Raw genomic sequence first — 22,937 nt, forward strand, 5'->3', positions numbered from 1 at the left:
GAGGGGCTTCGCTTTTCCGCCCCATTGATCCAAGATCGACGCCGCGCGCTCGGCGCAGCACTTGCCTGCAAAACATGAGAGGCGAGAGGAAACAGAGATGAAAGTGACATTCGCAGTTCTGTTCGCAGCCATATTCGCGAGCATTGGCATGGCCAACGCCGCGGACGGCTGCGGTCCCGGTTGCCATGCGGCGCGCAACGGTGGGTGCGTCGTCGACGGCTGGGATAGAGGCGCGCGTGTGCGCAATGAGTGTCCGGTCGGGGCTCATCCCCGTCCTCCGTGCTATCGGTGGTTCGTCTGGAGCCGTCGCGACGGAGCCTGCATCATCAGCCCCAACTAGGGGGCGATCCAGATCGGGATGATCGGCGTGCATCGCGGGAGCCGACCGGAGTGAGCCGCGTCTCGCGGCCCGCGAAGATTCACACGAGTATCAAGTGCCCGTGTGGCTAATGAGGACTTGATCTGGATCAAGCACCCTGGTCCCCCGAGTGGCAGGTTTGATTGCCGATGTCATGGCAATGGTACTGAATGCCTTCAGCCCGAACAGTGATGGTTCCGCTGAAGGCCAGGTTTTTTGTGGCGGCCCTCTAGAACATAGAGATCAGTCATGACCACCTTCGACGAACGTGAAAAGGCGGTGGAAGCGAAATTCGCTCATGACGAGGAGCTGCGATTCAAAGCGATGGCCCAAGCCAACAAGTTGCTGGGCAACTGGGCAGCCGTACATCTTGGATTGATCGGAGAGGACGCGACCTCCTGCTTTCGCTCGACACTCTTGGTTGAAACGAGCACCATGCTCCGGTGCAGGCCTTCTCACTCCGCCTGGTCAGCGAGACGGGCCGTCGAATGATTGGAACAAGAGGCAGCAGATGCCGGAAGCCGCAACCTACACCGCGCACGAGCGTCTGAACGACGGCAGCCACATCGAAATCCGATCGCTTCGGCCGGACGATGAGGCCGACATGCTTGCTGCGGTCGGGCGGGCGAGCACGCAATCCCTGCAACGCCGTTTCTTTGCGGTGAAGCGCGGCTTCTCGGAGAAGGAGCGCGCCTTCTTCATGGACATCGATTTCAGAAATCATGGCGCGCTTGTCGCACTCATCGAGGAAGCCGGTCGGCCGGCGATCGTCGGAGGAGGTCGATACGTTGTATTCGAGCCCGGGCGAGCCGAGATGGCATTCGTGGTCGTCGATGCCTGGCAGGGACGCGGCATCGGTTCGATCCTGATGCGTCACCTCGTCGGCATCGCTCGCAATGCCGGGCTACAGGAATTGACCGCAGAGGTCTTGCCTGAAAATGCCGCGATGCTGAAAGTGTTCGGGAAGTTCGGCTTCAAGCCGGTCGCGCGGGGAGACCCGCAGACGATCCATCTGGCGCTGACGCTCAGCTAAAAACGATGGTCGGAATCCCTGCTGCCATGCGCTTATCATGGCCCTGCTGCGAGGATCACAGGTAGAGCACGGCAACTGCGGTTATTGCCCCAGAAAATATTCCGAGCGAGATCACGGCCGCTTTGAATACCAAGTCATTCTCGGCAACCCACAACAAGCCAGACCTCAATCCGAGAACGCCCTTGCGCCAACGCAATCGGGCGATAGCGAAGATCACTATTGTTTTCGCCCGGTTCGGATTTGAGAACGACGGCATAGCCCCGATACTCCACAGCGCCATGATGTGGCTGCGGCTGGCAATTGACCAGTGCAGTTTGTGCCACCGGAAGCTCGCGGCATAACAACGCTTGGTAGCTGAAGGCGCAACCTCGTTTTTTTCCGACGCTGGTCGCATGTGATATCTCCGCCTCTCATAGGACGGCAATCGCTCAGCTCGCGGCGGCCCCCTTCGTCTTCGGCTCGAGCGACGCAAGCCCTTCAGCCGTCATCAGCTCCTTGCATCGAGAGGCCTTGGCCATACGGGTTCGTCGGGCTGTCCGGTACGTACGGATTTCCAGCACCGAAGGGATTGTTGACACTATCCGGAGAGAAACGACTTCCATACCGGCCGTATGGATTTGAAATCGAATCCGGATCATACCGGTTGCTGCTTAGGCGCCCACGATAGTTTCCCTGGCTGTCATACAGCTTGGGTGCATCCATCGCGTACGGATTGTTGATGCTGTTTGGATTGTCGGGACTGCCAGCACCGAATGCGTTCCCCGTAGAATTCGGGGCATATGGATCGGCGGAATAGTTGCCGAGATATTGCGCGGCGGCGCTAGATGTCATCACGACCAGCAGGGCGATGCTCAAGGCGATCTTCATCTGCACTTCCTCTTCGTTCCAACATCACGGGCGCGCTCGCCGGACGTACAGCCCTCGCGCGACATGACCGCCCCTGCAGGGCGACCTTAACGCAGGCTTCGCCATGGCACCCAGCTCACACATCCACCACGTGCGGTCAGAGGTATCGCTACCTCAGCCCGAGAAGGGAGCGGCGGTAGCCGCTCGCCTGGGCTTCGCTCCTGCACACAAAACTTCCGGTGAGACCCAGCCCGTAACGTTTCTGCCCTTTCAAATAATAGCGCGCGCGCCGAAAATCGAGCCAAACCACGGAATCACCGGGGCAATGGCGTTGCGCCTGGGCTTGATAGCGGAATGGCGTGAGCGGGACGGCCTTAGCCTGGTGTGCGGTGCACACGAAAAGTGAGAAGAAAACGACAAGTCCACTGCGTTTGACCCAGATCAACAGTCGCTCCCCCAGCGTTTCCAGCGCCCCGACCCATAGCATTTTCGGCACGCTGCCTAAAGACGGTTCGAACGGACTGTGCTAAATTTCAGTCTCGATCGAGCGAGCAGCAACATGCTCACGATACCACATCTCACCGCGCAGGCGCTCGGCGCCTTTCTGGCCTCCGAGACAAACGGACGGTTCGGCGCGTCTTACGGTTACCTCAACGAGCTCCTGCCATATGCGGCACGACTGGCGCTCGAATGCATCGGCAACAGCGACGCGCTCTATCACGATATCGAGCACTCGATGCTGGTCACCCTGGCCGGCCATGACATCCTGATGGGGCGCGCCTTGTCGCGGCCGACGACGGCCGAGGACTATTCAAATTTCATCCTGGCCTGCCTGATCCACGACATCGGTTATGTCCGTGGCGTCCTTCAAGGAGACGGGGACGACGTCTATGTCGCCGATGTCACCGGCACGACCATCCGGCTTCCGCGCGGCGCGTCCGATGCAGCGCTCGCACCCTATCACGTGGACCGGTCCAAACTGTTCGCGCTGGAGCGCTTCGATGGTGTTGAACACGTTGACGCCAACCGGATGGCGCGCGCGATCGAATACACGCGATTTCCCTACGCACCGTCATCGTCCGACGACGATCTGAACAATGAAGAGGGCCTGCTGCTGCGCGCCGCGGACCTGATCGGCCAACTTGGCGACCCCAACTATCTGAGGAAGGCCAACGCTCTCTTCTATGAATTCGAAGAGACCGGGATGAACAAGCAGCTCGGCTACGATACCCCGGCCGATGTCGTGTACAAATATCCGCAGTTCTATTGGAACACCGTCGCGCCGCAGATATCGACCGCCATTCGATACCTGAACGTCACGTCAAGCGGCCGCCAATGGATCGCAAACCTTTACAGCAATGTGTTCAGGGCGGAACGAGAGATGAGGCTGTCCGGTCCGGAGTTGTGACGCTGATCAATTGCCAGGGCGCACGCGGCATGTGGCATATGTAACCGAATGTTCGGGCGCCTGAAATGCCCGCGTAACCCTGACCTCCCAAGTTCCGACACGCGGCACCGCTCGCGGTTACCGCGAGATGCATTCGTTAGCGGGGGCACAAGGAGGAATTCATGACAAACAAACTCGCACTGGCTGCATCAGTCGTCATCCTCATCGCATTCTCGGGCGCGGCGTTTGCAGGCAGCTCCAAAACGCACGCGCGCACGCATTGGTCCGCGGCAGCTTACGCTGCACAAGCCGCGTACTACCCTTACGCTTTCGAGCCGGCACCATACTGGCCCAACGTGCGCCAGTATCACGGCGGACCGAAGTCCAACTATTGAGATCGCCGTCATAGCCTGGAGCTTCGGCTCTGAGTTTGTCGCCGAGCGATTAACGGTGTGATGCAGCGCTTGCGCGCGACGCCGCCAGCCGGTCGAGCAGCGCCAGCATGACCGGGGCATCCGGCATCGGTAGCACCGCGTCGATGCGCTCGATCAGGCGCGATTGCAACAGTGCAACGCGCGCCTTGCCGATGGTGCCGAGCGGACCGCGGAATCCGTGATCCTCCCATGCCATCTCGAGCAGGCTGTCGCTCATCAGCGCATCGATGAGGTCGTCGGCCTGGCGCTCGATGCTGATCAACGGATGCGCGGAGAACACCGTCGGCTGCGGATAGAGGATCACCGGCTTGGCCGGCGCATTGGCCTCCAGCCGCTTCCAGCGCTCGGCATCCTGCAGCACCCACTCCACCAATTGATTCTCGTAGCCGACGGTCAGCGGCTGCGCGCCGGCGCCGCCGGCAACATAATCGTCGAACAATTTTCCCGAGGACGGTTGATGAAGTCCTTTCCGAAACGGCATAGGTTACCCGAGGGTCGCAAAACCCGATCCGGCGCGAGCTCGGTGTACGAAGAGATTCTTGTTTGATTTCAAATATATGTGAGCAGATCATCCACACTGCCGACCTGCCGTGCGTTCACGTTGTAGCGCGGCGCCGCGATTCCCCTGCCCCTCATGCTAACGTCGAACCGCCGACGAATCGTTTGCAGCACGAAAGTCCGCATACAGCCAATGCAGAACCAAAACGCCAAAGCGCTGAAATCCGTCTGTATCTTCTGCGGCTCCAGCCCGGGCCGTGATCCGATCTATCTGGAGACCGCGGTCGCCACCGGACAGGCGCTGGCAAAGGCCGGCATTACCATCGTCTATGGCGGCGGGAAGGTTGGGCTGATGGGAGCGGTGGCAGACGCGGCGCTCGCGGCGGGCGGACGCGTGGTCGGCGTCATTCCGCGCGCGCTGGTCGAGCGCGAGATCGGACACACGGGCCTGAGCCAGCTTCACATCGTCGAGACCATGCACGAGCGCAAGACGATGATGGCCGAGCTATCCGACGGCTTCATCGCGCTGCCGGGCGGCGCCGGGACGCTCGAAGAACTTTTCGAGGAATGGACCTGGGCCCAGCTTGGGATTCACCAAAAGCCGTGCGGCCTGCTGAACGTGAAGGATTACTTCGCGCCGTTGATGGCGATGGTGGAGCGGATGGTGGCTGAAGGATTCACGATCAGAGCCTACGCCGAGATGCTCATCATCGAAACCAAAGTAGAGGCGCTGCTGCGTCGCTTTGCGGCCTACCAGGCGCCGCCGCGAAAATGGCTGCGCACGGACGCGGCCGCCAAGCCATAAGAGACGGTCCGAAAAGAGCATGCTCAAACGAAGAGGTGAAACCGTGATCGATTCATTTCAATCGGATCACGATTTCAGTCACTTCACCCGCCATGCTTCTGCGGCTTATGGCCGCTCTGACCGGGATCGTTGTGCTTGTTGTGGTGGCTTTCCTGGTTCAGCCCGCCGCGGCTCACCGGAAATTCCGACTGGCGCACATCCTGTTTCGGACGTCTTACGGTCGCATCTTCCACATTCCGCGCGCCTCCTTGCTCGAGATTGCGCGCATCGGGAACATCGGGCTTGCGTTCCAGCATCCGCAACTGCTGCTCATGGGTCTTCTTGCCCTGCAGCACCGTCTTGCGCGATTTCGGCGTCTGATCGCGCGACGGGCGGCCCTGCCGGCGATCCGGCGCCTCGATACCACCCTGCGGGTTGGTGTCGTTCTCGACGTCGCCCTCAAAGGTGTTCTCGCCTTCGACATCCTCGAGATCATCTGGCGTTGCCTGCGCCATCGTGACGCCCTTCGATCCGCCGATCAGGGGATTGCGATGAAGATCGACGTCGCTCGGCCGTTTCGTCTTGGCGTGTTTCGTCATAATCACCCCTTCGGTGCCGGATGCGTACCCCCGCCCTTGTGTTCCGGTTCGTGCGTGTGGTGGCTGTCGCGCTCGCCACCGCCGCCGGAAATCCGGCTGTGACGTCGCCTGGGATCGTCGGCGGCCGGCTTCTTGACCTCAAGCGGCGCCTGAGCGTTTTCGTGCGCAGCACCGGGGCTGCCCTGGCGAATGCTCGCCGGCGTCTTGGTTGAAGTGGACATGATGCGCTCCTTCAGCGATCCTGCTGATAGCCCTGATGGGTGGTGTTCTGCTTGGTATTCGCCGACTGCCCCTGCTCGTCGGGATTTTCCACGTGCCCGCGCGTCGTGCGCGCCTGATGGGCATTGCCGGACTTCGGATCACCCGTACCCTTGCGGCTCTGGTTCTCCGGCGGCACCGGTGGTGGCTTGGTCATGATGGACTCCTGTTCCATCCAAAGTGACATAGGATAACGCACGCGAAATGCATGGGTTCACTTCACTGTCATCGAAAACCCGACGGCGTAACGATCAGGAAACCGGCTCCGCTCGCCGCGGCGTCCTCTTCGATTCCGGCCACATCGCGCGGACTTCCTCCGGCAATGCGTGGCGGATCTTCTCGACCTGGCCAGGATCGACATAGTGGTTCAGCACCTGGAACACAGCATGCGCCGCGTCAGGCGCGCTGACCGGCCGTGTCGAGCTTAGCTCGGCCGTGATGATCGACAGGAACTGTTCCGCTGACCGCCAGCTTTGCGGAGCATCGCTCGGGCGGAATCGATCATAATACGTGCCGCGCACGATCAGCGGAAGCTGTGCGCCGAGATGCGCCGCGAGTTCGATCGGAACCCGATCGCGTATGGTCCGCAACACCGCGCCCAGCGCATGCCACGCCAGCTGCCGGTCGCGTGGCAAGGTTTCCATGATCTCATCCAGCCATGAATTGGTGAGGTGGATGGTTCTGTCGAATACCTCGAGACCTGTCGCACTCATGGGGATCACCCTTCGTTTGCAAGACGCAGGGCTAACGATGCGCGGACGCATAGGTTCGCGAATATTGCAGTCGACGAGCGGGCGCCGGTATTTGTCGCTGGGCGGCCGGGCAGACATCTATAATGGTGGCAGCGCCGCCACCGGCATCATTCAGGCAGCCCGCACGGTCTGCAGGAACCGGCTGACTTCCGTCTGGAGCCGGCTGCTGTCGCGCGACAGCGATTGCGCGGACGAGAGCACCTGCGTGGACGCCGAGCCTGTCGCGGTGGCGCCGCGCTGGACATCGGTAATCCGCGAAGAAACTTCCTCAGTGCCTTGCGCGGCCTGTTGCACGTTGCGCGCGATCTCCTGCGTCGCCGCGCCCTGCTCTTCGACCGCAGCGGCGACCGTCGAGGCGATCTCCGCCAGCGATTCGATCGTGTTGCTGATCTGGCCGATGGCGCCGACCGATTGATCGGTCGCGGTCTGGATCGCGGCGATCTGCTGACCGATTTCGCCGGTCGCCTTCGCCGTCTGCTCGGCCAGCGCCTTCACCTCGGACGCGACGACCGCAAACCCGCGGCCTGCGTCGCCGGCGCGCGCAGCCTCGATGGTGGCGTTGAGCGCCAACAGGTTGGTCTGGCCTGCAATGGTGTTGATGAGCTCGACCACATCGCCGATGCGGCTTGCGGCCTTGGACAGTTCGCTCACGCGCTCGGTGGTGGCGCGCGCCTGGCCGACCGCGTCCGCCGCGATTCGCGCCGAGTCCTGGACCTGGCGGCTGATCTCGTTCACGGAAGACGACAGTTGTTCCGTGGCAGTCGCCACCGATTGCACGTTGGCCGACGCTTCTTCGGAGGCCGATGCCACAGCGACCGTTATTTCCTGGGCGCGCTCGGCCGTCGAGGTGAGCGCCTTTGCCGATTGCTCCAGCTCCGCCGACGCCGACGAGACCGTGCTGACGATCTCGCCTACCGCTCCCTCGAAAGCGTCCGCAAGCTTGATCATCTCGGCCCGGCGCTGCCCGGCGAGGAGGTCATCCTGCCGGCGCTTGGACTCGGCCTCGAGCACCGCCTTCTCTTCCGCCTTGACCTTGAACGCCTCGACGGCGCTCGCGACCGCGCCGATTTCGTCCTTGCGCCCGATGCCAGGCAACTGGACATCAAAATTGCCATTGGCGAGTTCCTGCATGGCCCGGCTCAGGCTGCGCATCGGTCCCGCGATCGAAAGCGCCGACAGCACGGAGGTCACGATCAGCAGCAGGGCCGCAACGCCGCCGATTGCGAGCGACATCCTGTCGGCCGAGGCGGCCTGCTGCGCCGCCTTTTCGATCTCGCCGGCCATGACCTGCTTGGCGCGGTCCACGATCGTGTTGGCGTTCGACTCGAGCTCCGCTGAAAGCGGCAGCATGACATCGTTGGCGATCTGTCGTGAATCCGTCGTCAACTGGGCGGCGCGCGCCTGAGCCTCGCTCGAGATCGTGAGCCCGGAAGCTTCGACGGAGGCAATTTCCAGAAGCTCGGTTTTCATCTTCGCGAGTTTCTCGGCGGCGGACTCATAGGCAGTCGCCGTGCTCTTCAGCTTCTCCAACTGCGAGCGCGTATCGGCGGTCGTCAGACGGGAGATCTCATCGATGAACCCGAGGAATCCTTTGTAGCGTGCCGCCAGATACTCGGTGGCCTTCTGCAACTCTTCATCGATGGTTGCAACGCGGATGTTAGCTGCGCCGACCTGCAGGCCGCGCGCTGCCGCCTTGGCGTCGATTGCCGCGCGCGCGATGTTGGACTGCAGGAGCACGCTCTCATTGGTGCGGCTGACTGAGGCATTCGTTGTCAATTGATTGATGATCATCAGCGCGACGAAGATCACGCCGAGCGCGGATGCGATGCCAAGCTTGGCTCCGATCCGCAAGTTTTGAATACCTTTGATCATGCCCACCCCGTTGCAGTCTTGCCTTTGGCCCAACCTCGTCAGCCGGGGCGAACTTATTGCTGGGGCTGTTTAAGTAACGTTAAACGACGGCAGCGAAAGCGGTGAAACAACCCGAGAGCGAGTGATGATTGCTTGCAGGAAAGGCACGCTTCATATGCCGAGGCGCGAACGCTCAGTTCGCACAACTCCCTGATGTATATCTTCGTCCAGAAGACGGTTGGTCAGGAAAATTCGGCAGCGCACTCATCCGCACAGGATACCGTCAGCAGAGCATCTCCTTCAACTTCAACACGGCGCTATCCGGCGTCGTGAGCACCGGTCGTCCCGACGCTTGCTCAACCGCCGATGCCGCCGGCGCCATGCTGTATTGCGCGAGCGCGATGACGTCGCAGTTGCGCAAGTCTTTCGACGTTTCGATCACAAGCCGATCATGCTCGGCGCGGTCGCCGCGATCGAGCGCCGCCAGCGCGCCTTCCGCCAGCCTCGGTACGAGCTCAATCGAGGCAGGAAACTCGCGAGGCATGGAGGCCAAGGTCGGCGGAAATGTCGAGAGCAGGCCGACCTTCCGGCCGCTTCGCGCAGCCTGCTCGATCATCGCCTCATTGGGCTTCAAGACCGGCATCGGCGCATGCGCCCGCGCCACCGCCTCGATGCAGGGTCCGAAGGCGGAGCAGGTGAACAGGATCGCATCGGCGCCCGTGCTCACGACATAGCGGCCGAGCGCGAGGAAACGCTCGGTCATGGCGTCGGTGAGCCGGCCGTCGCGCGCGAGATCGGCCGACAGGCTGTCGTCGAGCAGGTTCATCAGCCGCGCCTCCGGCCACAGCCTGGCGAACGATGATTCAATCGGCTGAATCGAATGCTTCAGGGCGTGAATAAGGGCGATGCGCATTGTCGTTGTTCTACTCTCGATCAGTTGCCGATGCTGGTCAGCGCTCTGTCGACGGCGCGGCCGAGCCGGTCGACGTTCACATTGCTGTCGTCAGGCGTCCAAGCCGAGCTTACGCGGAGATCGCCATGATAGTCTATCGCGGCACGCTTCTTGCTACTCCCGGGACTTCCCAGGGGAAATTTCCATGCAGTTGATGACCAGAGTGACCGCGATCCTTGCCCTGCTCGCAGCCATTGCGGCGCTGCCCGCCCCCTCGCAGGCGCAGGACAAGGTCGCCGTCGGCGTATTCCCGCTGTCGTCGTCGCTGCCTTATTTCGTCGCGCTGGAACGCGGGTTCTTCAAGGAACGGAACATCGAGCCCGAGATGACGAAGCTTTTCGGTGGGCCCGCCAACGTCGCGGCGCTGATGACCAACCAGATCGAGGTCTCGGCGGTTCTGGTCACGCTCGAAGGCCTCAACGCCAACGTCAAGAAGCCGGGAGTCGCCACCTATATCAGCCTCAACAGCCAGACCAAGGTCTGGAAGATGGAACAGTTCGTCGTCCGCAATGGCTTTGCGGCGAAAACGATCGCCGATCTCAAGGGCGCCAAACTGATGTCGGCGCCGGGACCGGCCAACATCAACACCGCAAAGGCGATCCTCGCCAAGAACGGCCTGAAGGCAGGCGACTACACGATCGACCAGCTCGACATGGGCCAGCACGTCAACGCCATGACGGCCGGCACCTTCGACGGCGGCTACACGCTCGAGCCGAATGCATCGATGATGATCAAGGCAGGCGTCGCGCACCCGATCGAGGCCGGGGTGATCTCGAAATACATCCTCGGCAATGAGAATGCCAACGCCTACGCCGCCGGCTGCGCGATGACAGCCGATTTCATCCAGAAGCGACCGGATGTGGCAAAACGCTTCGCGGCCGCCTGGGCCAAGGCGATTGCCTTCATCAACGCCAATCCGGATGAAGCGCGGAAACACCTCGCCAAGAACACGTTCACGCCGGATAACGTGGTCGATATGGTGCCGATGCTTGGCTATGTGATGGTCGGCGATATGACAAAGGAGCAGCTTGCCGATCTGCAGGCATTGTCGGATTTCGGCAACTCGATCGGCGTCGTGCCCGAAAAGATCGACGTCACCAAGTTCCTGCACAGGTTCTGAGGCGCGCATGACGAGCGCAGCCGCAAGCGTGGCGAGCGGGCTGTCCAGCGGCTTCGACGAGTCGCGCCGGACGGCGCCGCATGTCACGATCCGCGGGCTTTCCAAGCGTTATCCCGACGCTGTCATCTACGACGCCTTCGATTTCGATATTCCGCGCGGCAAGCTCATTTCCGTGTTCGGACCAAACGGCTGCGGCAAGAGCACGCTGATCAACATGATCGCAGGGCTCGTGCCCGCTGATAGCGGCGAGGTGCTGTTCGACGGGCGGCCGCTCAGTCGCGTCAAGTTCGGCTATGTGTTCCAGAACTATCGCGAGGCCCTGTTTCCGTGGCTGCCGGCCTTCGACAACATCGCCTATCCGCTGAAGCTGATGGGCGTGCCGAAGGCGGAACGCAAGCTGCGCGTGGAGCGGCTGGTGGCGCATCTCGGCGTCAAGATCGACCTTGCGCTCTATCCCTACTACCTCTCCGGCGGACAGCAGCAACTCGTCTCGATCATGCGCGCGCTGATCGTCGAGCCGGAGGTCCTGTTCCTCGACGAACCATTCTCCGCGCTCGATTACGAGATGACGCTGTTCATGCGCGAGCAGTTGCAGCGCGTGTTCATGGAAACGAAGACGACGACGGTGCTGGTGTCGCACGACCTCGAAGAAGCCGTGTATCTCTCCGACTATGTGCTGCTGTTGTCGCGCCATCCGGCACGGGTGGTCGAGTTCGTGCCGTATGACGCGCCGCGGCCGCGCACGGACAAGACGATGTCAGAGTCTTCCTTCGTCGCCACCAAGGCACACTGCCTGAAGCTGTTCCAGCACGAGGTGCGCCGCGGATGACGGGACGCCAGCAAATCGCGAGGGCGTTGCTGCCGCTGGTTGGCGTTGCGATGCTGCTCGCCGTCTGGACGCTGGTGAACGGACTGAAGCTGGTCGATCCCGTGCTGCTGCCCTCGCCCACCGAGACGTTCAGGACCTTGTGGGAAGGCATGACCAGCGGCAAGCTCGGCGTCGACTTCGTCAAGACGGTGGCGCGGACGATCTCCTCCACCGCAATTGCCGCCGTCATCGCCATTCCGCTCGGCATCCTGCTCGGCTCCTCGGAGAAGCTCTATCGCTCGGTGGAGTTCCTGATCGACTTCTTCCGTTCGACGCCCGCCTCCGCGATGTTTCCACTGTTCCTGGTGCTGTTCGGCGTCGGCGACCGCACCAAGATTTCCGTGGCCGCGTTCGGCGCCGGCCTCGTCATCCTGTTCAACGTCGCCTACGGCGTCATGAACGCGCGGAAGACGCGCCTGCTTGCCGCCAAGGTGATGGGCGCATCGCGCACGCGCGTGCTGTTCGACGTGATGCTCCTGGAATCGCTGCCGCAGACCTTCGTGGGCTTGCGCAACGGCGTGTCGCTTGCGCTCGTCATCATCGTGGTCGCCGAGATGTTCATCGGCTCGACCGACGGGCTCGGCCAGCGCGTATTCGAAGCGCAGCAATTGTTCGACATGCCCGGCATGTATGCGGCGATCTTTGCCGCCGGCGCGCTCGGCTACGCGCTCAATCTCTTGTTTCTATTGATCGAACGCCGCTTCGTGCACTGGGCCGGCCGCTAGGAGCGGCGCTTTCCGGCCTCAGGACGAGGTCGTGCGAACCCGAAATATCCCAGTCGGCCGAATGGCCTATCTTCTAGGCCGCCGGACGCATGCCCCGATCGAAACCTCCATTCCCCAGGGAGAACCTCATGGCCCGCACCGTTGCCGACCAGATGGTCGAGACCTTTGCCGCAGCCGGCGTGAAACGCATCTACGGCATTGTCGGTGACAGCTTGAACGGATTCACTGACGCGCTGCGCCGCCACGGCGGCGTCGAGTGGCTGCATGTGCGCCACGAGGAAGTCGCGGCCTTCGCCGCCGGCGCCGAGGCGCATATCACGGGCGAACTCGGCGTCTGTGCCGGAAGCTGCGGTCCCGGCAATCTGCATCTGATCAACGGCCTGTTCGACTGCCATCGTTCGCGTGTGCCGGTAGTGGCAATCGCCGCGCATATCCCTTCGCCCGAGATCGGCTCGGGCTTTTTCCAGGAGACGCATCCGGAGCATCTGTTCAAGGAATGCTCGACCTATTGCGAATTGGTGTCGAGCGCCGAACAGATGCCCCGCGCGATCGAGATCGCCGTGCGGCGTGCGATCGGCGAACGTTGCGTCAGCGTCATCGTGATTCCCGGCGACATCGCGCTCAAGCCAGCCACCGGCACCTCGGCCTCGGCATCGACAGGGCTGGTGCTGTCGCAGCCGGCGGTGGCGCCATCCGATGCCGCACTCAAGCAGCTCGCCGACCTCCTGAACCAGTCGGAGCGCGTCACGCTGCTCTGCGGCAGCGGCTGCGCCGGCGCGCATGACGAATTGATGCAGCTCGCGGAAGCGCTGAAATCGCCGATCGTCCACGCCATGCGCGGCAAGGAACATGTCGAGTGGGATAATCCTTACGACGTCGGCATGACCGGCCTGATCGGGTTTTCCTCGGGCTATCACGCCATGGAAAACTGCGACACGCTGCTGATGCTCGGCACCGACTTCCCCTATCGGCAGTTCTATCCGAAGGGCGCGCGGATCGCGCAGGTCGACGTCAGGCCCGAGGCGATCGGCCGGCGCGTGCCGGTCGAGCTCGGCGTCATCGGACAGGTCGGCCCGACATTGCGCGCGCTGTTGCCGCGACTGACGGCCAAGGATGATCGACGGTTTCTCGACGGCGCGCGCAAGCATTATGCCGAAGCGCGCCGCGGCCTCGACGAGCTCGCCTCCGGCCGCAAGGGCGGCACGCTGCATCCGCAACAGATCGCGCGTGTCGCAAGCCAGCTCGCCAGTGAGAACGCGATCTTCACCTGCGACGTCGGCCTGCCGACAGTCTGGGCGGCGCGCTATCTCGCGATGAACGGCAAGCGCCGCCTGATCGGCTCGTTCTGGCATGGCTCGATGGCCAACGCGATGGCACAGGCGATCGGCGCCCAGGCGGCTGCACCGGGACGCCAGGTCATCTCGCTTTCCGGCGATGGCGGCTTCACCATGCTGATGGGCGATCTCCTCAGCCTTTCCCAGCTCAAGCTGCCGGTTAAGGTGATTGTGTTCAACAATGGCGCGCTCGGCTTCATCGAGCTCGAGCAGAAATCCTCCGGCTTCCTTGACACCGGCACAGAGTTGAAGAACCCGAACTTTGCCGCGATGGCGGAGGCCACCGGCATCAAGGGTGTCCGCATCGAGGATCCGTCGGAGGTCGAGGGCAAGCTTGCCGAAGCTTTCGCGCATCCCGGACCCGTCGTGATCGACGCCGTCGTCAACCGTCTGGAGCTCGCGATGCCGCCCAAGGTCACCACCGAAATGGCCAAGGGCTTCACGCTCTACATGGTGCAGGCAGTGCTGAACGGCCGCGCCGACGAGGTCGTCACGCTGGCGCGGACCAATCTCTTGCGGTGAGAGGCGCCCTCTCCCGCTTGCGGGAGAGGTGAGATCACCGCCGCTACGTGCAGCGCGCCGAAAAACCCGATGCCGCGAGCTTGGCCAGCACATCGTCCAGATGCGCGCGGTCACGGGTTTCGATCACGAGCTCGAGCAGCGTCGCCTTCGCGGGGAGCGCCGAGAAGGTGCGCTGGTGCGAGACTTCGATGATATTCGCACCGGCTTCGGCGAGCAGCGCCGAGACCGCGGCGAGCTGGCCGGGTCGGTCGACGATGTCGAGCGTGAGCTGCGTCAACCGTCCCTCGCGCGCGAGCTCGCGCGTCAGCACCGAGGCGATCAGGCGCGTGTCTATGTTTCCGCCGGTCAGGACCAGGCCGACCTTCTGCCCCGCGAAGCGCTGCGGCGCGGCCAATACCGCCGCGAGGCCCACGGCACCGGCCCCTTCGACGACCGTTTTCTCGATCGAGATCAGCATCGATACCGCGCGCTCGATCTGATCTTCCGTGACCAGCAGGATGTCGTCGACCAATTCGCGCACGATCTTGGTCGTGATCTGGCCCGGCGACTTGACCGCAATGCCCTCGGCAAGGGTGTCGCCGCGCATCGGCAGATGCTCGTTCCTGACCGCGTTGTGCATCGACGGGTAGAGCTGGGCCTGGACGCCGATGATCTTCAAACCGGGCTTGAGCGATTTGGCTGCGATCGCGATGCCCGAGATCAACCCGCCGCCGCCGATCGGCACGACGAGCACATCCAGATCCGGCACGGACGCCAGCATCTCCAGTGCAATCGTGCCCTGGCCAGCCATGATCAGCGGATCGTCATAGGGATGGACAAAGGTCATGCCGCGTGTCTCGCAAAGCTTGCGGGCAAACTGCGCGGCGTCCTCCAGCGTCGCGCCGGAGATGATGACTTCGGCGCCATGGCGCCGCGTATTCTCGATCTTCACCATCGGCGTGCCGATCGGCATCACGATCGTGGCGGGAATGCCGAGCCGCAAGGCGTGGTAGGCGACGCCCTGCGCATGATTGCCGGCCGACATCGCGATCACGCCGCGCTGTCGTTCCTCCGGGGACAAAGCCTGCAGGCGATTCAACGCCCCGCGTTCCTTGAAGGAGGAGGTGAACTGCAAATTCTCGAATTTGAGCCAGATCTCGCAGCCGCAGATCTCGCTCAGCGTCCGGCTCTGGTTGCAGGCGGTGACGATGACGGAATCGCGGATGGTGGCCGCGGCGGCCCTGATATCGGCCAGCGTGATCGGAAGGTTTTTCAAGTTGACCTCGGTTTGTCCTGTAGCTCCGCTTGGCGCGCCTGTGGCATGCTCACGACCTCCCTCCTTGGACACGGTCTGGAATGCCAACCTATATCGCCCTGTTGCGTGCCGTGAACGTAGGCGGAACCGGCAAGCTGCCAATGGCCGAACTGAAAGCGATGTGCGTCGCCGAAGGATTTGCGAGCGTACAAACCTATATCGCCAGCGGCAATGTGGTGTTCGACAGCAAATTGCCTCCCGCGAAGGTGAAGGCAGCGCTGGAGAAGCAGCTGCAGGCCTATGCGGGCAGCCCGATCGGCGTGGTGATCAGGACTGCGGAGGAGATGGCCGCGGTGCTGAAGGCCAATCCGTTCCCCAAGGCGCAGCCGAACTGGACGATCGCGATCTTCCTTGATGAGGCACCGCCGGCCGATACGCTTGGGGCGATCAAGGGGCAGCAGGACGAGGAAGTGCGCCTCGGCAAGCGCGAGATCTATGTCGCCTACGGCTCAGGGATCGGCCGCTCGAAGCTGAAGATACCGGCGGCGACGAACGGCACCGCGCGGAACATCAACACAATCGCGAAGCTCGTGGAGCTCGCGTCGGGCAGCTAGAGCGTTTTGAAGCGAAGTGGACGCCGGTTCGCGTGAAGAAAACGCGTCAAAGCAAGAATCTAGGGCGTTTTCGAGCGAGGTGGAGCCCGGCTCAGGCGTGCTGGAGCTCAGCCTGGACGTGCTCGCGCGGCCTGACCGGCTCGGCCCGCTCGACCACGTCGCAGTTCTCGCAATGCAGGACGGTACGGAAATGCTTGTCCAGCGCGACGGTCCGTTGCCGGCCGCATTGGCAGCGCATCTGCTTGTCCATGGGAATGACCCTGGTTGTACTTGATTCGCGGGAAGGTCGGTGCGCCTAGCTAGCCGCTAAGGGTTAACCTAGTGTGACGACGATGACGCAAATCAGGCGCGGCTTCGACAAGCCATCTTGCTGCGCCGCCGATTTTCCTGCGGTTCGAGGCCGACCTGGTCGCGGGCTCAATGGGGCCGAGGGCCAAGCTCAGAGGCTCGGCACTTCCTCCAGCGCGACCGCTTGCAAGCCGCCAAAGCGGCGTTCCCGGCCATGGAAGGAGGCTAGCGCCTCGGCGAGATCGTCCCCGTCGAACTCCGGCCACATCCGATCGGTGAAGTGCAGTTCGGCGTAGGCGCCTTCCCACAGCATGAAATCGGACAGGCGCTTTTCGCCGCTGGTGCGGATGATGAGATCGACGTCGCGCAGATTCGGCTCGCCGGTGACGAGCTCGGAGAAGGCCTCGCGCGTGAGCTTGCCAAAGCCGGCGACCCGGGTCGCGGCGTTGAGGATGGCATCGCGGGCGGAGTAATCGACCGCGATGCGCAGATGCAGGGTGTCGCCATCAGCCGTCGCGTCTTCCCCACGGGCGATCGCAGCCGCAATGCCGTTGGGCAGACGGTCACGGCGGCCGATCACGGTGAGGCGAACGCCATTGCGCACCAGCGCCTGGATCTCGTTGGCGAGATAGAAGCGCAACAGGCCCATCAGCGCGGTGACCTCGGTCTTCGGCCTGCGCCAATTGTCGCTGGAGAAGGCATAGAGTGTCAGCGTACCGATCCCCTGTTCGGGCGCTGCCTCGACGATGCGGCGGATCGCTTCGACCCCGGCCTCGTGGCCGCGCAGGCGCGACAACCCCTTCCGCGTCGCCCATCTTCCATTGCCGTCCATGATGATGCCGACGTGAAGTTTGGAGGAAAGATCACTTTGCATTACAAAGTCTCCGATCAAAAAAGGGAATCGTGATCAGGCCGGCAGGATGCCGAGCTGGGAAGGCGCGGCGCCCTCCTTGCCCGCGGCCTTGGCGGCGTCGCGCACCAGCCGTTCCAGCACAGCCAGATAGTCGAGGAAGCGGCGGCGGCCCGCCTTGGTGAGGCGGCAAGTGGTGTGCGGGCGGTTGCCCTCATAGCCCTTGGTGACTTCGACGAGTCCGGCTTCCTGCAACACCTGCAGATGACGGCTGAGATTGCCGTCGGTCAATCCGCAAAGCTGCTTCAGATCGGCGAACGCCAATCCCTTCGGATGCGTCATCAGCGAGGTCATCAGCCCGAGCCGCGCCTTCTCGTGGATCACGCGGTCAAGACCGTCATAGGAGAACGGCGCGTTGTTGGCTTCAATCTTCGACATCGTTTTCTCCGGTGGCGAAATACAACAGGGCAGCCATCAAAACCTGACCGACGACGAAGGGCAGGCCCATGGTCCAGGGCGACAAGGCGTGGCTCTGGCTCGCTACCACCAGCACCGCAAAGCCCGAGAGGAAATACCAGGCGCCGGCAAAGGCGATGCTGCGCGGCAACGAGCGGACGGAAGCGAACACGCCGAGGCTCACCAGCACCTGCCACAGGCCGGGCAGCATCCACAGCGTTTCGGGCGCGAACTTCCACAACAGGATCGCGAGCAAGACGCCGGCGACGCCCGCGGGCAGGAACTGCTCGACCGCTTGCTGGATCATGGCGTCCGCAAGCCCGGAATGATGCCGGCGCGAGCGCGCCCGCATCTCGGTCCAGATCAGCGCGGCCGAAAGCAGCGCGGCGATGGTCCAGCCGCCAAAGAAGGTGAGCGGGTTCCCGGTCGGATTGTTGAGCCAGAGGAACTGCAGGACGGCTGTCAGGAGCGCGACGCCGCCGGTGGCGGCCACGGTCGCCGGGCCATAGCCGCGGAACGCGGTGCCCGCCGCAATCTGGCTGCGGATGGCAAGAATGTCGGCCAGGGCCTTGTCGAGATCGCGCATCGGTTGTCCGAACTTTGCATTGCAAAGTATACCGAGTCGCGAGACGGGCGCAAGTGAGCCAGCGGCCGACTGGATCACTTCGGCCGTCTCCATGGAAACAGTTTGTGTAGCGCCAGCGCCGCTACACCTTCACCAGGCTCGCAAATCCGCCATAGATCATGCGCTTGCCGTCGAAGGGCATCGACTTTCCGTTCATCATGGGTTTGAGGCGCTCATCCGCCATCACCTTGGCATTGATCTTGTCGCGCTGGGCACGCGATTTGTAGGTGATCCAGGCGAACACGACGGTTTCGCCGGGTTTCAGCTTGACGCTTTGCGGGAACGAGGTGAGCTTGCCGGGCTTGACGTCCTCGGCGACCCATTCGCGATAGTCCAGCGCGCCATGCTCGCGCCAAACCTTGCCGGCCTTCCGCGACAAGCGGGCATAGGCGGCGAGATTCTTCTTCGGGACGGCGACGATGAAGCCATCGACATAGGGCATGGGCGGTTCCTGTTGTTGTTCAGCCATCGTCATTCCGGGGCACGCGGCGCGTGAACTCTGATGCGCAATTGCGCATCGGAGAATCTCGAGGTTCCGGGTTCGATGCTCGCGCATCGCCCCGGAACGACGACAGTGGCTCTCAGCTATGGCAACAGGATGCCTGAACCGGCGTGGGCTGGTATTGGTCACGGTGCCGCACCCAGTCCATCGGATAAGGCAGGCCCTCTTCATGCCGGCCGAGCGGCGTGAGATCCAGATAGTGGTAGGCCGCATTCATCATGTCTGTGCCGCGGGAAAAACACGAATAGGTGTGAAAGACGTTGCCGGTCTCGTCGCGGTAGAACACGCTGATGCCAGGCGCCTCCTCGATACCAAAGCCGGACGTGCCGAAATTGTAGATCTTAGCGCCCGACTTCACTTCTTCCAGCGTGAACGACACCGCGAAATCATGGTTGAAGTCGCTGTTGGCCGAGGACAGCCAGTCGAACGTCCAGCCCATCCGTTTCCTGAACGCTTCCAGCTTCTCGAATGGCGCACGCGAGATCGCCACCAGCGTGGTGTCGCGCGCTGCAAGATGCGGGATCATGCGCTCGTATCCGTCGGCCCAGAACGAGCAGCTCTTGCAGCCTTCGTCCCAATCGGGTGCGAACATGAAGTGCTGCACGACGAGTTGCGGCCTGCCCTTGAAGAGGTCGGCGAGCGCCACTTTGCCGTTCGCTCCGTCGAACATGTAGGCCTTATCGACCTTGACCCACGGCAATGCCCGGCGCTCCGCGCTGAGGGCATCTCGTGCACGGGTGAATTCCTTTTCATGCGCCAGATGGACCTTGCGGGCTTCGAGCCATTCCTCACGTGATACGGTCTTGTGTGGCTGCATGGCATGCTCCTATGACAACGTTGAGGTGACGAACTTTTCCAACTTGCCGAGGGACTCGCTCCAGCCCCGTTCGTGGTCGTCGCGCGCGGTCTCGTCGACGAACTGTTCGTGATGGAAGGTCAGCAGCGTGCCGGCGCCATCTGACCTCAGCGATACGGTCACCAGCGACTCGCGCTCAGGCGTCGAATGCCAGGCCCAGGTGAACACCAAGCGCTCGTTTGGCACGACCTCGCGATAGACGCCGCCGACTTGGTGATATTCGCCGTCGTTGCCGGTGAAACTGATGCGGTAGCGCCCGCCGGCGCGAACGTCGAGTTCGGCCTGCACCGAGCCGGGCTTCACATTCGCCGGCCCGAACCATTGCACTAGGTTTTCCGGTTCGGTCCACGCGGCGTAGACTTTTTCCGGCCGCGCGCGGAGGCGGCGCGTAAGGGCGAGGCCGGGGCGCGCGGCGGCGCCGGGGCTGGCGGTGCTGATGGCCATGGGTCTTCCTCCACGAAGGCGGCAAGGCGATCGAAATTGTCGGACCAGAAGCGCGCATAGCGATTGAGCCAGTCCATCGCCTGCTCCATCGGTCGCGCGGTCAGCCGGCACGCCACCGTGCGGCCGGTCTTCTCCCGCGTGATCAGGCCGGCGTCCGACAACACGTCGAGATGCTTCATGATCGCGGGCAGCGACATCTGAAATGGCTGCGCGAGCTCGCTCACGGACAAGCCGTCCTTCTCGCCAAGCCGTGCCAGAAGCGCACGGCGGGTGGGATCGGAAAGCGCCGCGAAAGTGCGGTCCAGCGTCTCGTCGAAATACCTAACCATATGGTTTAGTATAGACGCGATCGATCGCGAGTCAATGGCGCGTATCGGGCGAACATTCACGAAAACTTGGCGCGCAAGAGAAGGGACAGAGGCGGCTAGCGCGCGCCGTTCTTTCCTTCTCCCCTTGTGGGAGAAGGTGGCGCGCATGCAATGCGCGACGGATGAGGGGTTGTCTCCGCGGGCGATGGTGATTGTGGAGACAACCCTTCACCCTAGCGGGTCTGTTGCTGGCGCCGTCGCAGCCCTCTCCCACAAGGGGAGAGGGCACATCAACTCGCGCCGCGAAGGCGCACCGCGTGAAGCGCGCCGTTCGCAAGCTCAGTTGTAATAATAATAGTCCCTATGCACGCGGCCGCGACGCGGCGGCTGTTGCTGACCGAAGGCGACGCGTGGATTGATGTTGCAATAGAGGTTGCGGCCGGACGCGCTCGCCATGCATTGCCCATAGGTTTGATACGAGCAGTCGCCCGGAATGCCGAAGCCCCTGCCTTGGGCGCACCAGGGATAGTCGTAGGCCGCGGCGGGAGCGGAGCCGGCGGTGACACCCGCCCCGACGGCCGTCACGGCCAGCATTGCCAACATCAGTTTGCGCATCGTCGTTCTCCTTCGCCTGGGCCAAGCTGATCATTGCCCCGCATCTGCGTAGTCGCATCGCCGGCGTCAAGGTTCAGAACGCGATTGCCGCAGGAAGGTTCTGGCTGGTGCGCGCTTGTGTCCTATTCCACCTTGAGCCCGGCGCCCTCGACCACTTTCCTCCACTTTTCGGTCTCCGCGACGATCTCCGCGCCGAACGCCTCCGGCGTCTGGATGCGCGGCTCGCCGCCCAGTTCAACCAAACGTGTTTTCATCGCCGGCTCGGCCATCACAGCGTTGATCTCGCTGTTGAGCTTAGCGATGATCTCCTTCGGTGTGTTCTTTGGCGCTCCCATGCCGAACAAGGCGCTCGCCTCGTAACCCTTCACCGTCTCGCCGACGGCCTGCACGTCGGGCAGTTGCGGCGAACGCTCCGCCGTGGTGACGCCGAGCGCCCGCAATGAGCCGGAGCGGATATGCTGAATGATCGAGGGCATGTTGTCGAAGATCACGTGCACTTGACCGGCAAGCAGGTCGGTGATGGCTGGCGCCGCGCCGCGATAGGGCACGTGCTGCATCTTGGCTCCGCTCATCGCCATGAACATCTCGCCGGAGAGATGCACCGAAGTGCCATTGCCCGATGAGGCCATGTTCACCTTGCCGGGATTGGCCTTCACATATGCGATGAACTCGGCGACGTTTTTGGCCGGGACATCCTTGTTGACGGTCATCACGTTCGGCACCCGCTGGAACGAGGCGACCGGCGCGATGTCGCGAACGAAATTGAACTTCAAATTCGCATACAGCGTGGCGTTGATGTAGTTCGCGGGATTGACCAGCAGCACGGTGTAGCCGTCCGGCTCGGCGTTGATGGCGGCCTCCGTGCCGATATTGTTGCCGGCGCCGGGCTTGTTCTCGACCACGAATTGCTGTCCGAGCTTTTCCGACAGCCGCTGCCCGATCAGGCGTGCCAGGATATCGGTGGCGCCGCCCGGCGGATAGCCGACGATCCAGCGGACCGGCCGAGCCGGATAGTCCGCCGCTGCCGAAGCGCGGCCGATCGCAAATGTCGAAATCCCGGAACCGATCAGGCCAAGCGCAGTACGGCGTGAAATCATGTAGTTTCCTCCGATATGGCCGGGTTCACACTCCGGTCCGTTTCTATTGAATTAGTGACGGCGCGCGTTGTAACAAACTACGCATTGGACAGCCAGTGCGCGGCCTGCGCGCTGGACCGCGACGAAAGGATGAGGCCATGGCCGTCAAGGTGAACGCGCTCGACCATCTCGTGATCAACGTGTCCGACGTGGCGCGATCCACCGAATGGTACAGCAGGATCCTCGGCATGGAGGTCAAGGTGTTCGATCCCGGTGAAGGCAAGGCGCCACGGACATCGCTGGAGTTCGGTAACCAGAAGATCAATGTGCGGCCGCGCGATGCCTCCAAGATCGAGTGGTTCACGGCCGACCACGAGACGCCCGGCAGCGAGGACCTCTGCTTCCTCACCTCCAGCACGCCCGATCAGGTGGTCGCGCATCTGAACGCCAACGGCATCAAGATCGAGGAAGGCCCGGTGGCCAGGCATGGCGCGCGCGGCATGCTGCGCTCGGTCTATTGCCGCGATCCCGACGGCAGCCTGATCGAGATTTCGTCGTATGAAGATGGCGGCAAGTAAGCGCGAAGCAAGCGCACCCTTCCGAGCACGCCCTCAGTCGTCATGCCCGGGCTTGACCCGGGCATCCACGTCTTTCTTGCCGCGGTTTCGTGGATGGCCGGGTCAAGCCCGGCCATGACGGAGGAAATAGCGCCATTTGATCACCTCACGATCCGGTGGCAAAACTGTCC

General features: G+C 62.7%; 33 protein-coding genes. 12 read left to right on the forward strand and 21 right to left on the reverse strand.

Going from position 1 to position 22,937, the window contains the following annotated elements; all coding sequences use genetic code 11:
- Nucleotides 1-148: 148 nt before the first annotated feature.
- The 3 genes from YY7_RS64980 to YY7_RS0106300 all read left to right on the forward strand — a co-directional run bounded on the left by YY7_RS64980 (nucleotide 149) and on the right by YY7_RS0106300 (nucleotide 1,391).
- Nucleotides 149-340 carry a GCG_CRPN prefix-to-repeats domain-containing protein gene (locus tag YY7_RS64980; protein WP_433994492.1) on the forward strand — a complete coding sequence of 64 codons (192 nt, stop codon included), beginning with the start codon at nucleotides 149-151 and terminating at the stop codon, nucleotides 338-340.
- A 267-nt stretch (nucleotides 341-607) separates the two neighbouring features.
- A complete protein-coding gene (locus tag YY7_RS50880; protein WP_035689395.1) occupies nucleotides 608-850 on the forward strand; it encodes an ATPase inhibitor subunit zeta in 243 nt (80 codons plus the stop codon).
- A 19-nt stretch (nucleotides 851-869) separates the two neighbouring features.
- Complete coding sequence (locus tag YY7_RS0106300) at nucleotides 870-1,391, forward strand: GNAT family N-acetyltransferase (RefSeq protein WP_028162488.1); 522 nt, start codon at nucleotides 870-872, stop codon at nucleotides 1,389-1,391.
- A gap of 55 nt (nucleotides 1,392-1,446) precedes the next feature.
- Here YY7_RS0106300 and YY7_RS0106305 read toward each other — a convergent pair whose 3' ends face one another.
- The 3 genes from YY7_RS0106305 to YY7_RS0106315 form a co-directional block, all read right to left on the reverse strand.
- On the reverse strand, nucleotides 1,447-1,785 hold the full coding sequence (locus tag YY7_RS0106305) for a hypothetical protein (protein ID WP_155255060.1): 339 nt from the start codon (nucleotides 1,783-1,785) through the stop codon (nucleotides 1,447-1,449).
- A gap of 83 nt (nucleotides 1,786-1,868) precedes the next feature.
- The gene (locus YY7_RS0106310) at nucleotides 1,869-2,258 is read right to left on the reverse strand and encodes a hypothetical protein (RefSeq protein ID WP_035689398.1); all 390 of its coding nucleotides are present in this window, start codon (nucleotides 2,256-2,258) and stop codon (nucleotides 1,869-1,871) included.
- A 148-nt stretch (nucleotides 2,259-2,406) separates the two neighbouring features.
- Nucleotides 2,407-2,634: a hypothetical protein gene (locus YY7_RS0106315; RefSeq protein WP_245287214.1), complete on the reverse strand. Its 228-nt coding sequence runs from the start codon at nucleotides 2,632-2,634 to the stop codon at nucleotides 2,407-2,409.
- Nucleotides 2,635-2,796: 162 nt separating this feature from the next.
- Between YY7_RS0106315 and YY7_RS0106320 the strand changes: the two genes are divergently transcribed.
- On the forward strand, nucleotides 2,797-3,645 hold the full coding sequence (locus tag YY7_RS0106320) for a hypothetical protein (protein WP_028162492.1): 849 nt from the start codon (nucleotides 2,797-2,799) through the stop codon (nucleotides 3,643-3,645).
- A gap of 161 nt (nucleotides 3,646-3,806) precedes the next feature.
- Nucleotides 3,807-4,019: a hypothetical protein gene (locus YY7_RS60105; protein ID WP_130225805.1), complete on the forward strand. Its 213-nt coding sequence runs from the start codon at nucleotides 3,807-3,809 to the stop codon at nucleotides 4,017-4,019.
- Between the two features lie 49 nt (nucleotides 4,020-4,068).
- Here YY7_RS60105 and YY7_RS0106325 read toward each other — a convergent pair whose 3' ends face one another.
- Nucleotides 4,069-4,497: a hypothetical protein gene (locus tag YY7_RS0106325; protein ID WP_245287204.1), complete on the reverse strand. Its 429-nt coding sequence runs from the start codon at nucleotides 4,495-4,497 to the stop codon at nucleotides 4,069-4,071.
- Nucleotides 4,498-4,749: 252 nt separating this feature from the next.
- On the opposite strand from YY7_RS0106325, the gene YY7_RS0106335 reads away from it, so the two are divergent.
- Entirely contained in the window at nucleotides 4,750-5,361 is a 612-nt protein-coding gene (locus YY7_RS0106335) for a TIGR00730 family Rossman fold protein (protein WP_210164683.1), read from the forward strand.
- Between the two features lie 83 nt (nucleotides 5,362-5,444).
- Here YY7_RS0106335 and YY7_RS62980 read toward each other — a convergent pair whose 3' ends face one another.
- From YY7_RS62980 to YY7_RS0106370, 6 genes are all read right to left on the reverse strand, one after another.
- Nucleotides 5,445-5,939, reverse strand: coding sequence for a hypothetical protein (locus tag YY7_RS62980; protein WP_245287205.1), 495 nt, complete (start codon nucleotides 5,937-5,939; stop codon nucleotides 5,445-5,447).
- 2 nt (nucleotides 5,940-5,941) lie between these two features.
- Nucleotides 5,942-6,160 carry a hypothetical protein gene (locus YY7_RS0106350; protein ID WP_028162496.1) on the reverse strand — a complete coding sequence of 73 codons (219 nt, stop codon included), beginning with the start codon at nucleotides 6,158-6,160 and terminating at the stop codon, nucleotides 5,942-5,944.
- A gap of 11 nt (nucleotides 6,161-6,171) precedes the next feature.
- Nucleotides 6,172-6,354, reverse strand: coding sequence for a hypothetical protein (locus YY7_RS0106355; protein ID WP_035689448.1), 183 nt, complete (start codon nucleotides 6,352-6,354; stop codon nucleotides 6,172-6,174).
- A gap of 94 nt (nucleotides 6,355-6,448) precedes the next feature.
- Nucleotides 6,449-6,910: a DUF2267 domain-containing protein gene (locus YY7_RS0106360; protein WP_028162498.1), complete on the reverse strand. Its 462-nt coding sequence runs from the start codon at nucleotides 6,908-6,910 to the stop codon at nucleotides 6,449-6,451.
- A 150-nt stretch (nucleotides 6,911-7,060) separates the two neighbouring features.
- Entirely contained in the window at nucleotides 7,061-8,821 is a 1,761-nt protein-coding gene (locus YY7_RS0106365) for a methyl-accepting chemotaxis protein (protein WP_028162499.1), read from the reverse strand.
- Between the two features lie 262 nt (nucleotides 8,822-9,083).
- Entirely contained in the window at nucleotides 9,084-9,713 is a 630-nt protein-coding gene (locus YY7_RS0106370; protein ID WP_028162500.1) for an aspartate/glutamate racemase family protein, read from the reverse strand.
- Between the two features lie 184 nt (nucleotides 9,714-9,897).
- On the opposite strand from YY7_RS0106370, the gene YY7_RS0106375 reads away from it, so the two are divergent.
- From YY7_RS0106375 to poxB, 4 genes are all read left to right on the forward strand, one after another.
- A complete protein-coding gene (locus YY7_RS0106375) occupies nucleotides 9,898-10,872 on the forward strand; it encodes an ABC transporter substrate-binding protein (RefSeq protein ID WP_028162501.1) in 975 nt (324 codons plus the stop codon).
- Nucleotides 10,873-10,879: 7 nt separating this feature from the next.
- A complete protein-coding gene (locus YY7_RS50890) occupies nucleotides 10,880-11,701 on the forward strand; it encodes an ABC transporter ATP-binding protein (RefSeq protein WP_080663603.1) in 822 nt (273 codons plus the stop codon).
- A complete protein-coding gene (locus tag YY7_RS0106385) occupies nucleotides 11,698-12,465 on the forward strand; it encodes an ABC transporter permease (protein ID WP_028162502.1) in 768 nt (255 codons plus the stop codon). Before YY7_RS50890 ends, YY7_RS0106385 begins: the two co-directional genes overlap by 4 nt.
- Before the next feature lie 128 nt (nucleotides 12,466-12,593).
- Nucleotides 12,594-14,321 carry a ubiquinone-dependent pyruvate dehydrogenase gene (gene poxB / locus YY7_RS0106390; protein ID WP_028162503.1) on the forward strand — a complete coding sequence of 576 codons (1,728 nt, stop codon included), beginning with the start codon at nucleotides 12,594-12,596 and terminating at the stop codon, nucleotides 14,319-14,321.
- Between the two features lie 43 nt (nucleotides 14,322-14,364).
- Here poxB and YY7_RS0106395 read toward each other — a convergent pair whose 3' ends face one another.
- Nucleotides 14,365-15,576, reverse strand: coding sequence for a threonine ammonia-lyase (locus tag YY7_RS0106395; RefSeq protein ID WP_028162504.1), 1,212 nt, complete (start codon nucleotides 15,574-15,576; stop codon nucleotides 14,365-14,367).
- 80 nt (nucleotides 15,577-15,656) lie between these two features.
- Between YY7_RS0106395 and YY7_RS0106400 the strand changes: the two genes are divergently transcribed.
- Nucleotides 15,657-16,169 (forward strand): DUF1697 domain-containing protein, encoded by a 513-nt coding sequence (locus tag YY7_RS0106400; protein WP_028162505.1) that lies wholly within the window; start codon nucleotides 15,657-15,659, stop codon nucleotides 16,167-16,169.
- 91 nt (nucleotides 16,170-16,260) lie between these two features.
- On the opposite strand, the gene YY7_RS60115 is transcribed toward YY7_RS0106400, so the two are convergent.
- The 10 genes from YY7_RS60115 to YY7_RS0106450 all read right to left on the reverse strand — a co-directional run bounded on the left by YY7_RS60115 (nucleotide 16,261) and on the right by YY7_RS0106450 (nucleotide 22,210).
- The gene (locus YY7_RS60115; protein ID WP_155255062.1) at nucleotides 16,261-16,419 is read right to left on the reverse strand and encodes a hypothetical protein; all 159 of its coding nucleotides are present in this window, start codon (nucleotides 16,417-16,419) and stop codon (nucleotides 16,261-16,263) included.
- A 189-nt stretch (nucleotides 16,420-16,608) separates the two neighbouring features.
- On the reverse strand, nucleotides 16,609-17,331 hold the full coding sequence (locus YY7_RS0106410; protein ID WP_028162506.1) for a di-trans,poly-cis-decaprenylcistransferase: 723 nt from the start codon (nucleotides 17,329-17,331) through the stop codon (nucleotides 16,609-16,611).
- Nucleotides 17,332-17,364: 33 nt separating this feature from the next.
- Complete coding sequence (locus tag YY7_RS0106415) at nucleotides 17,365-17,745, reverse strand: winged helix-turn-helix domain-containing protein (protein ID WP_028162507.1); 381 nt, start codon at nucleotides 17,743-17,745, stop codon at nucleotides 17,365-17,367.
- Nucleotides 17,732-18,349, reverse strand: a complete 618-nt coding sequence (locus YY7_RS0106420; protein WP_028162508.1) for a hypothetical protein — start codon at nucleotides 18,347-18,349, stop codon at nucleotides 17,732-17,734. The genes YY7_RS0106415 and YY7_RS0106420 overlap by 14 nt, the downstream gene beginning before the upstream one ends.
- A 121-nt stretch (nucleotides 18,350-18,470) precedes the next feature.
- On the reverse strand, nucleotides 18,471-18,830 hold the full coding sequence (locus tag YY7_RS0106425) for a DUF1428 domain-containing protein (RefSeq protein ID WP_028162509.1): 360 nt from the start codon (nucleotides 18,828-18,830) through the stop codon (nucleotides 18,471-18,473).
- 139 nt (nucleotides 18,831-18,969) lie between these two features.
- The gene (locus YY7_RS0106430) at nucleotides 18,970-19,707 is read right to left on the reverse strand and encodes a DUF899 domain-containing protein (RefSeq protein WP_028162510.1); all 738 of its coding nucleotides are present in this window, start codon (nucleotides 19,705-19,707) and stop codon (nucleotides 18,970-18,972) included.
- Between the two features lie 9 nt (nucleotides 19,708-19,716).
- Complete coding sequence (locus YY7_RS0106435; protein ID WP_245287206.1) at nucleotides 19,717-20,073, reverse strand: SRPBCC family protein; 357 nt, start codon at nucleotides 20,071-20,073, stop codon at nucleotides 19,717-19,719.
- Nucleotides 20,073-20,519 (reverse strand): ArsR/SmtB family transcription factor, encoded by a 447-nt coding sequence (locus YY7_RS0106440; protein ID WP_028162512.1) that lies wholly within the window; start codon nucleotides 20,517-20,519, stop codon nucleotides 20,073-20,075. Before YY7_RS0106440 ends, YY7_RS0106435 begins: the two co-directional genes overlap by 1 nt.
- A 318-nt stretch (nucleotides 20,520-20,837) precedes the next feature.
- Complete coding sequence (locus tag YY7_RS0106445) at nucleotides 20,838-21,113, reverse strand: DUF3551 domain-containing protein (RefSeq protein ID WP_028162513.1); 276 nt, start codon at nucleotides 21,111-21,113, stop codon at nucleotides 20,838-20,840.
- Nucleotides 21,114-21,235: 122 nt separating this feature from the next.
- Complete coding sequence (locus YY7_RS0106450) at nucleotides 21,236-22,210, reverse strand: Bug family tripartite tricarboxylate transporter substrate binding protein (protein WP_028162514.1); 975 nt, start codon at nucleotides 22,208-22,210, stop codon at nucleotides 21,236-21,238.
- A 137-nt stretch (nucleotides 22,211-22,347) separates the two neighbouring features.
- Here YY7_RS0106450 and YY7_RS0106455 point away from each other — a divergent pair, with 137 nt between their 5' ends.
- Nucleotides 22,348-22,767 (forward strand): VOC family protein, encoded by a 420-nt coding sequence (locus tag YY7_RS0106455; protein ID WP_028162515.1) that lies wholly within the window; start codon nucleotides 22,348-22,350, stop codon nucleotides 22,765-22,767.
- Nucleotides 22,768-22,937: the final 170 nt, after the last annotated feature.

The organism is Bradyrhizobium elkanii WSM2783 (assembly GCF_000472865.1).
GTDB classification, from domain to species: Bacteria; Pseudomonadota; Alphaproteobacteria; order Rhizobiales; family Xanthobacteraceae; genus Bradyrhizobium; species Bradyrhizobium elkanii_A.

Bases quoted from the DNA above. Each gene is read 5' to 3' on its own strand.
- YY7_RS64980 (WP_433994492.1), top strand. From the start codon at position 149: ATGGCCAACGCCGCGGACGGCTGCGGTCCCGGTTGCCATGCGGCGCGC.
- YY7_RS50880 (WP_035689395.1), top strand. From the start codon at position 608: ATGACCACCTTCGACGAACGTGAAAAGGCGGTGGAAGCGAAATTCGCT.
- YY7_RS0106300 (WP_028162488.1), top strand. From the start codon at position 870: ATGCCGGAAGCCGCAACCTACACCGCGCACGAGCGTCTGAACGACGGC.
- YY7_RS0106305 (WP_155255060.1), bottom strand. From the start codon at position 1,785: ATGCGACCAGCGTCGGAAAAAAACGAGGTTGCGCCTTCAGCTACCAAG.
- YY7_RS0106310 (WP_035689398.1), bottom strand. From the start codon at position 2,258: ATGAAGATCGCCTTGAGCATCGCCCTGCTGGTCGTGATGACATCTAGC.
- YY7_RS0106320 (WP_028162492.1), top strand. From the start codon at position 2,797: ATGCTCACGATACCACATCTCACCGCGCAGGCGCTCGGCGCCTTTCTG.
- YY7_RS60105 (WP_130225805.1), top strand. From the start codon at position 3,807: ATGACAAACAAACTCGCACTGGCTGCATCAGTCGTCATCCTCATCGCA.
- YY7_RS0106335 (WP_210164683.1), top strand. From the start codon at position 4,750: ATGCAGAACCAAAACGCCAAAGCGCTGAAATCCGTCTGTATCTTCTGC.
- YY7_RS62980 (WP_245287205.1), bottom strand. From the start codon at position 5,939: ATGACGAAACACGCCAAGACGAAACGGCCGAGCGACGTCGATCTTCAT.
- YY7_RS0106350 (WP_028162496.1), bottom strand. From the start codon at position 6,160: ATGTCCACTTCAACCAAGACGCCGGCGAGCATTCGCCAGGGCAGCCCC.
- YY7_RS0106355 (WP_035689448.1), bottom strand. From the start codon at position 6,354: ATGACCAAGCCACCACCGGTGCCGCCGGAGAACCAGAGCCGCAAGGGT.
- YY7_RS0106360 (WP_028162498.1), bottom strand. From the start codon at position 6,910: ATGAGTGCGACAGGTCTCGAGGTATTCGACAGAACCATCCACCTCACC.
- YY7_RS0106365 (WP_028162499.1), bottom strand. From the start codon at position 8,821: ATGATCAAAGGTATTCAAAACTTGCGGATCGGAGCCAAGCTTGGCATC.
- YY7_RS0106370 (WP_028162500.1), bottom strand. From the start codon at position 9,713: ATGCGCATCGCCCTTATTCACGCCCTGAAGCATTCGATTCAGCCGATT.
- YY7_RS0106375 (WP_028162501.1), top strand. From the start codon at position 9,898: ATGCAGTTGATGACCAGAGTGACCGCGATCCTTGCCCTGCTCGCAGCC.
- YY7_RS50890 (WP_080663603.1), top strand. From the start codon at position 10,880: ATGACGAGCGCAGCCGCAAGCGTGGCGAGCGGGCTGTCCAGCGGCTTC.
- YY7_RS0106385 (WP_028162502.1), top strand. From the start codon at position 11,698: ATGACGGGACGCCAGCAAATCGCGAGGGCGTTGCTGCCGCTGGTTGGC.
- poxB (WP_028162503.1), top strand. From the start codon at position 12,594: ATGGCCCGCACCGTTGCCGACCAGATGGTCGAGACCTTTGCCGCAGCC.
- YY7_RS0106400 (WP_028162505.1), top strand. From the start codon at position 15,657: ATGCCAACCTATATCGCCCTGTTGCGTGCCGTGAACGTAGGCGGAACC.
- YY7_RS60115 (WP_155255062.1), bottom strand. From the start codon at position 16,419: ATGGACAAGCAGATGCGCTGCCAATGCGGCCGGCAACGGACCGTCGCG.
- YY7_RS0106410 (WP_028162506.1), bottom strand. From the start codon at position 17,331: ATGCAAAGTGATCTTTCCTCCAAACTTCACGTCGGCATCATCATGGAC.
- YY7_RS0106415 (WP_028162507.1), bottom strand. From the start codon at position 17,745: ATGTCGAAGATTGAAGCCAACAACGCGCCGTTCTCCTATGACGGTCTT.
- YY7_RS0106420 (WP_028162508.1), bottom strand. From the start codon at position 18,349: ATGCGCGATCTCGACAAGGCCCTGGCCGACATTCTTGCCATCCGCAGC.
- YY7_RS0106425 (WP_028162509.1), bottom strand. From the start codon at position 18,830: ATGCCCTATGTCGATGGCTTCATCGTCGCCGTCCCGAAGAAGAATCTC.
- YY7_RS0106430 (WP_028162510.1), bottom strand. From the start codon at position 19,707: ATGCAGCCACACAAGACCGTATCACGTGAGGAATGGCTCGAAGCCCGC.
- YY7_RS0106440 (WP_028162512.1), bottom strand. From the start codon at position 20,519: ATGGTTAGGTATTTCGACGAGACGCTGGACCGCACTTTCGCGGCGCTT.
- YY7_RS0106445 (WP_028162513.1), bottom strand. From the start codon at position 21,113: ATGCGCAAACTGATGTTGGCAATGCTGGCCGTGACGGCCGTCGGGGCG.
- YY7_RS0106450 (WP_028162514.1), bottom strand. From the start codon at position 22,210: ATGATTTCACGCCGTACTGCGCTTGGCCTGATCGGTTCCGGGATTTCG.
- YY7_RS0106455 (WP_028162515.1), top strand. From the start codon at position 22,348: ATGGCCGTCAAGGTGAACGCGCTCGACCATCTCGTGATCAACGTGTCC.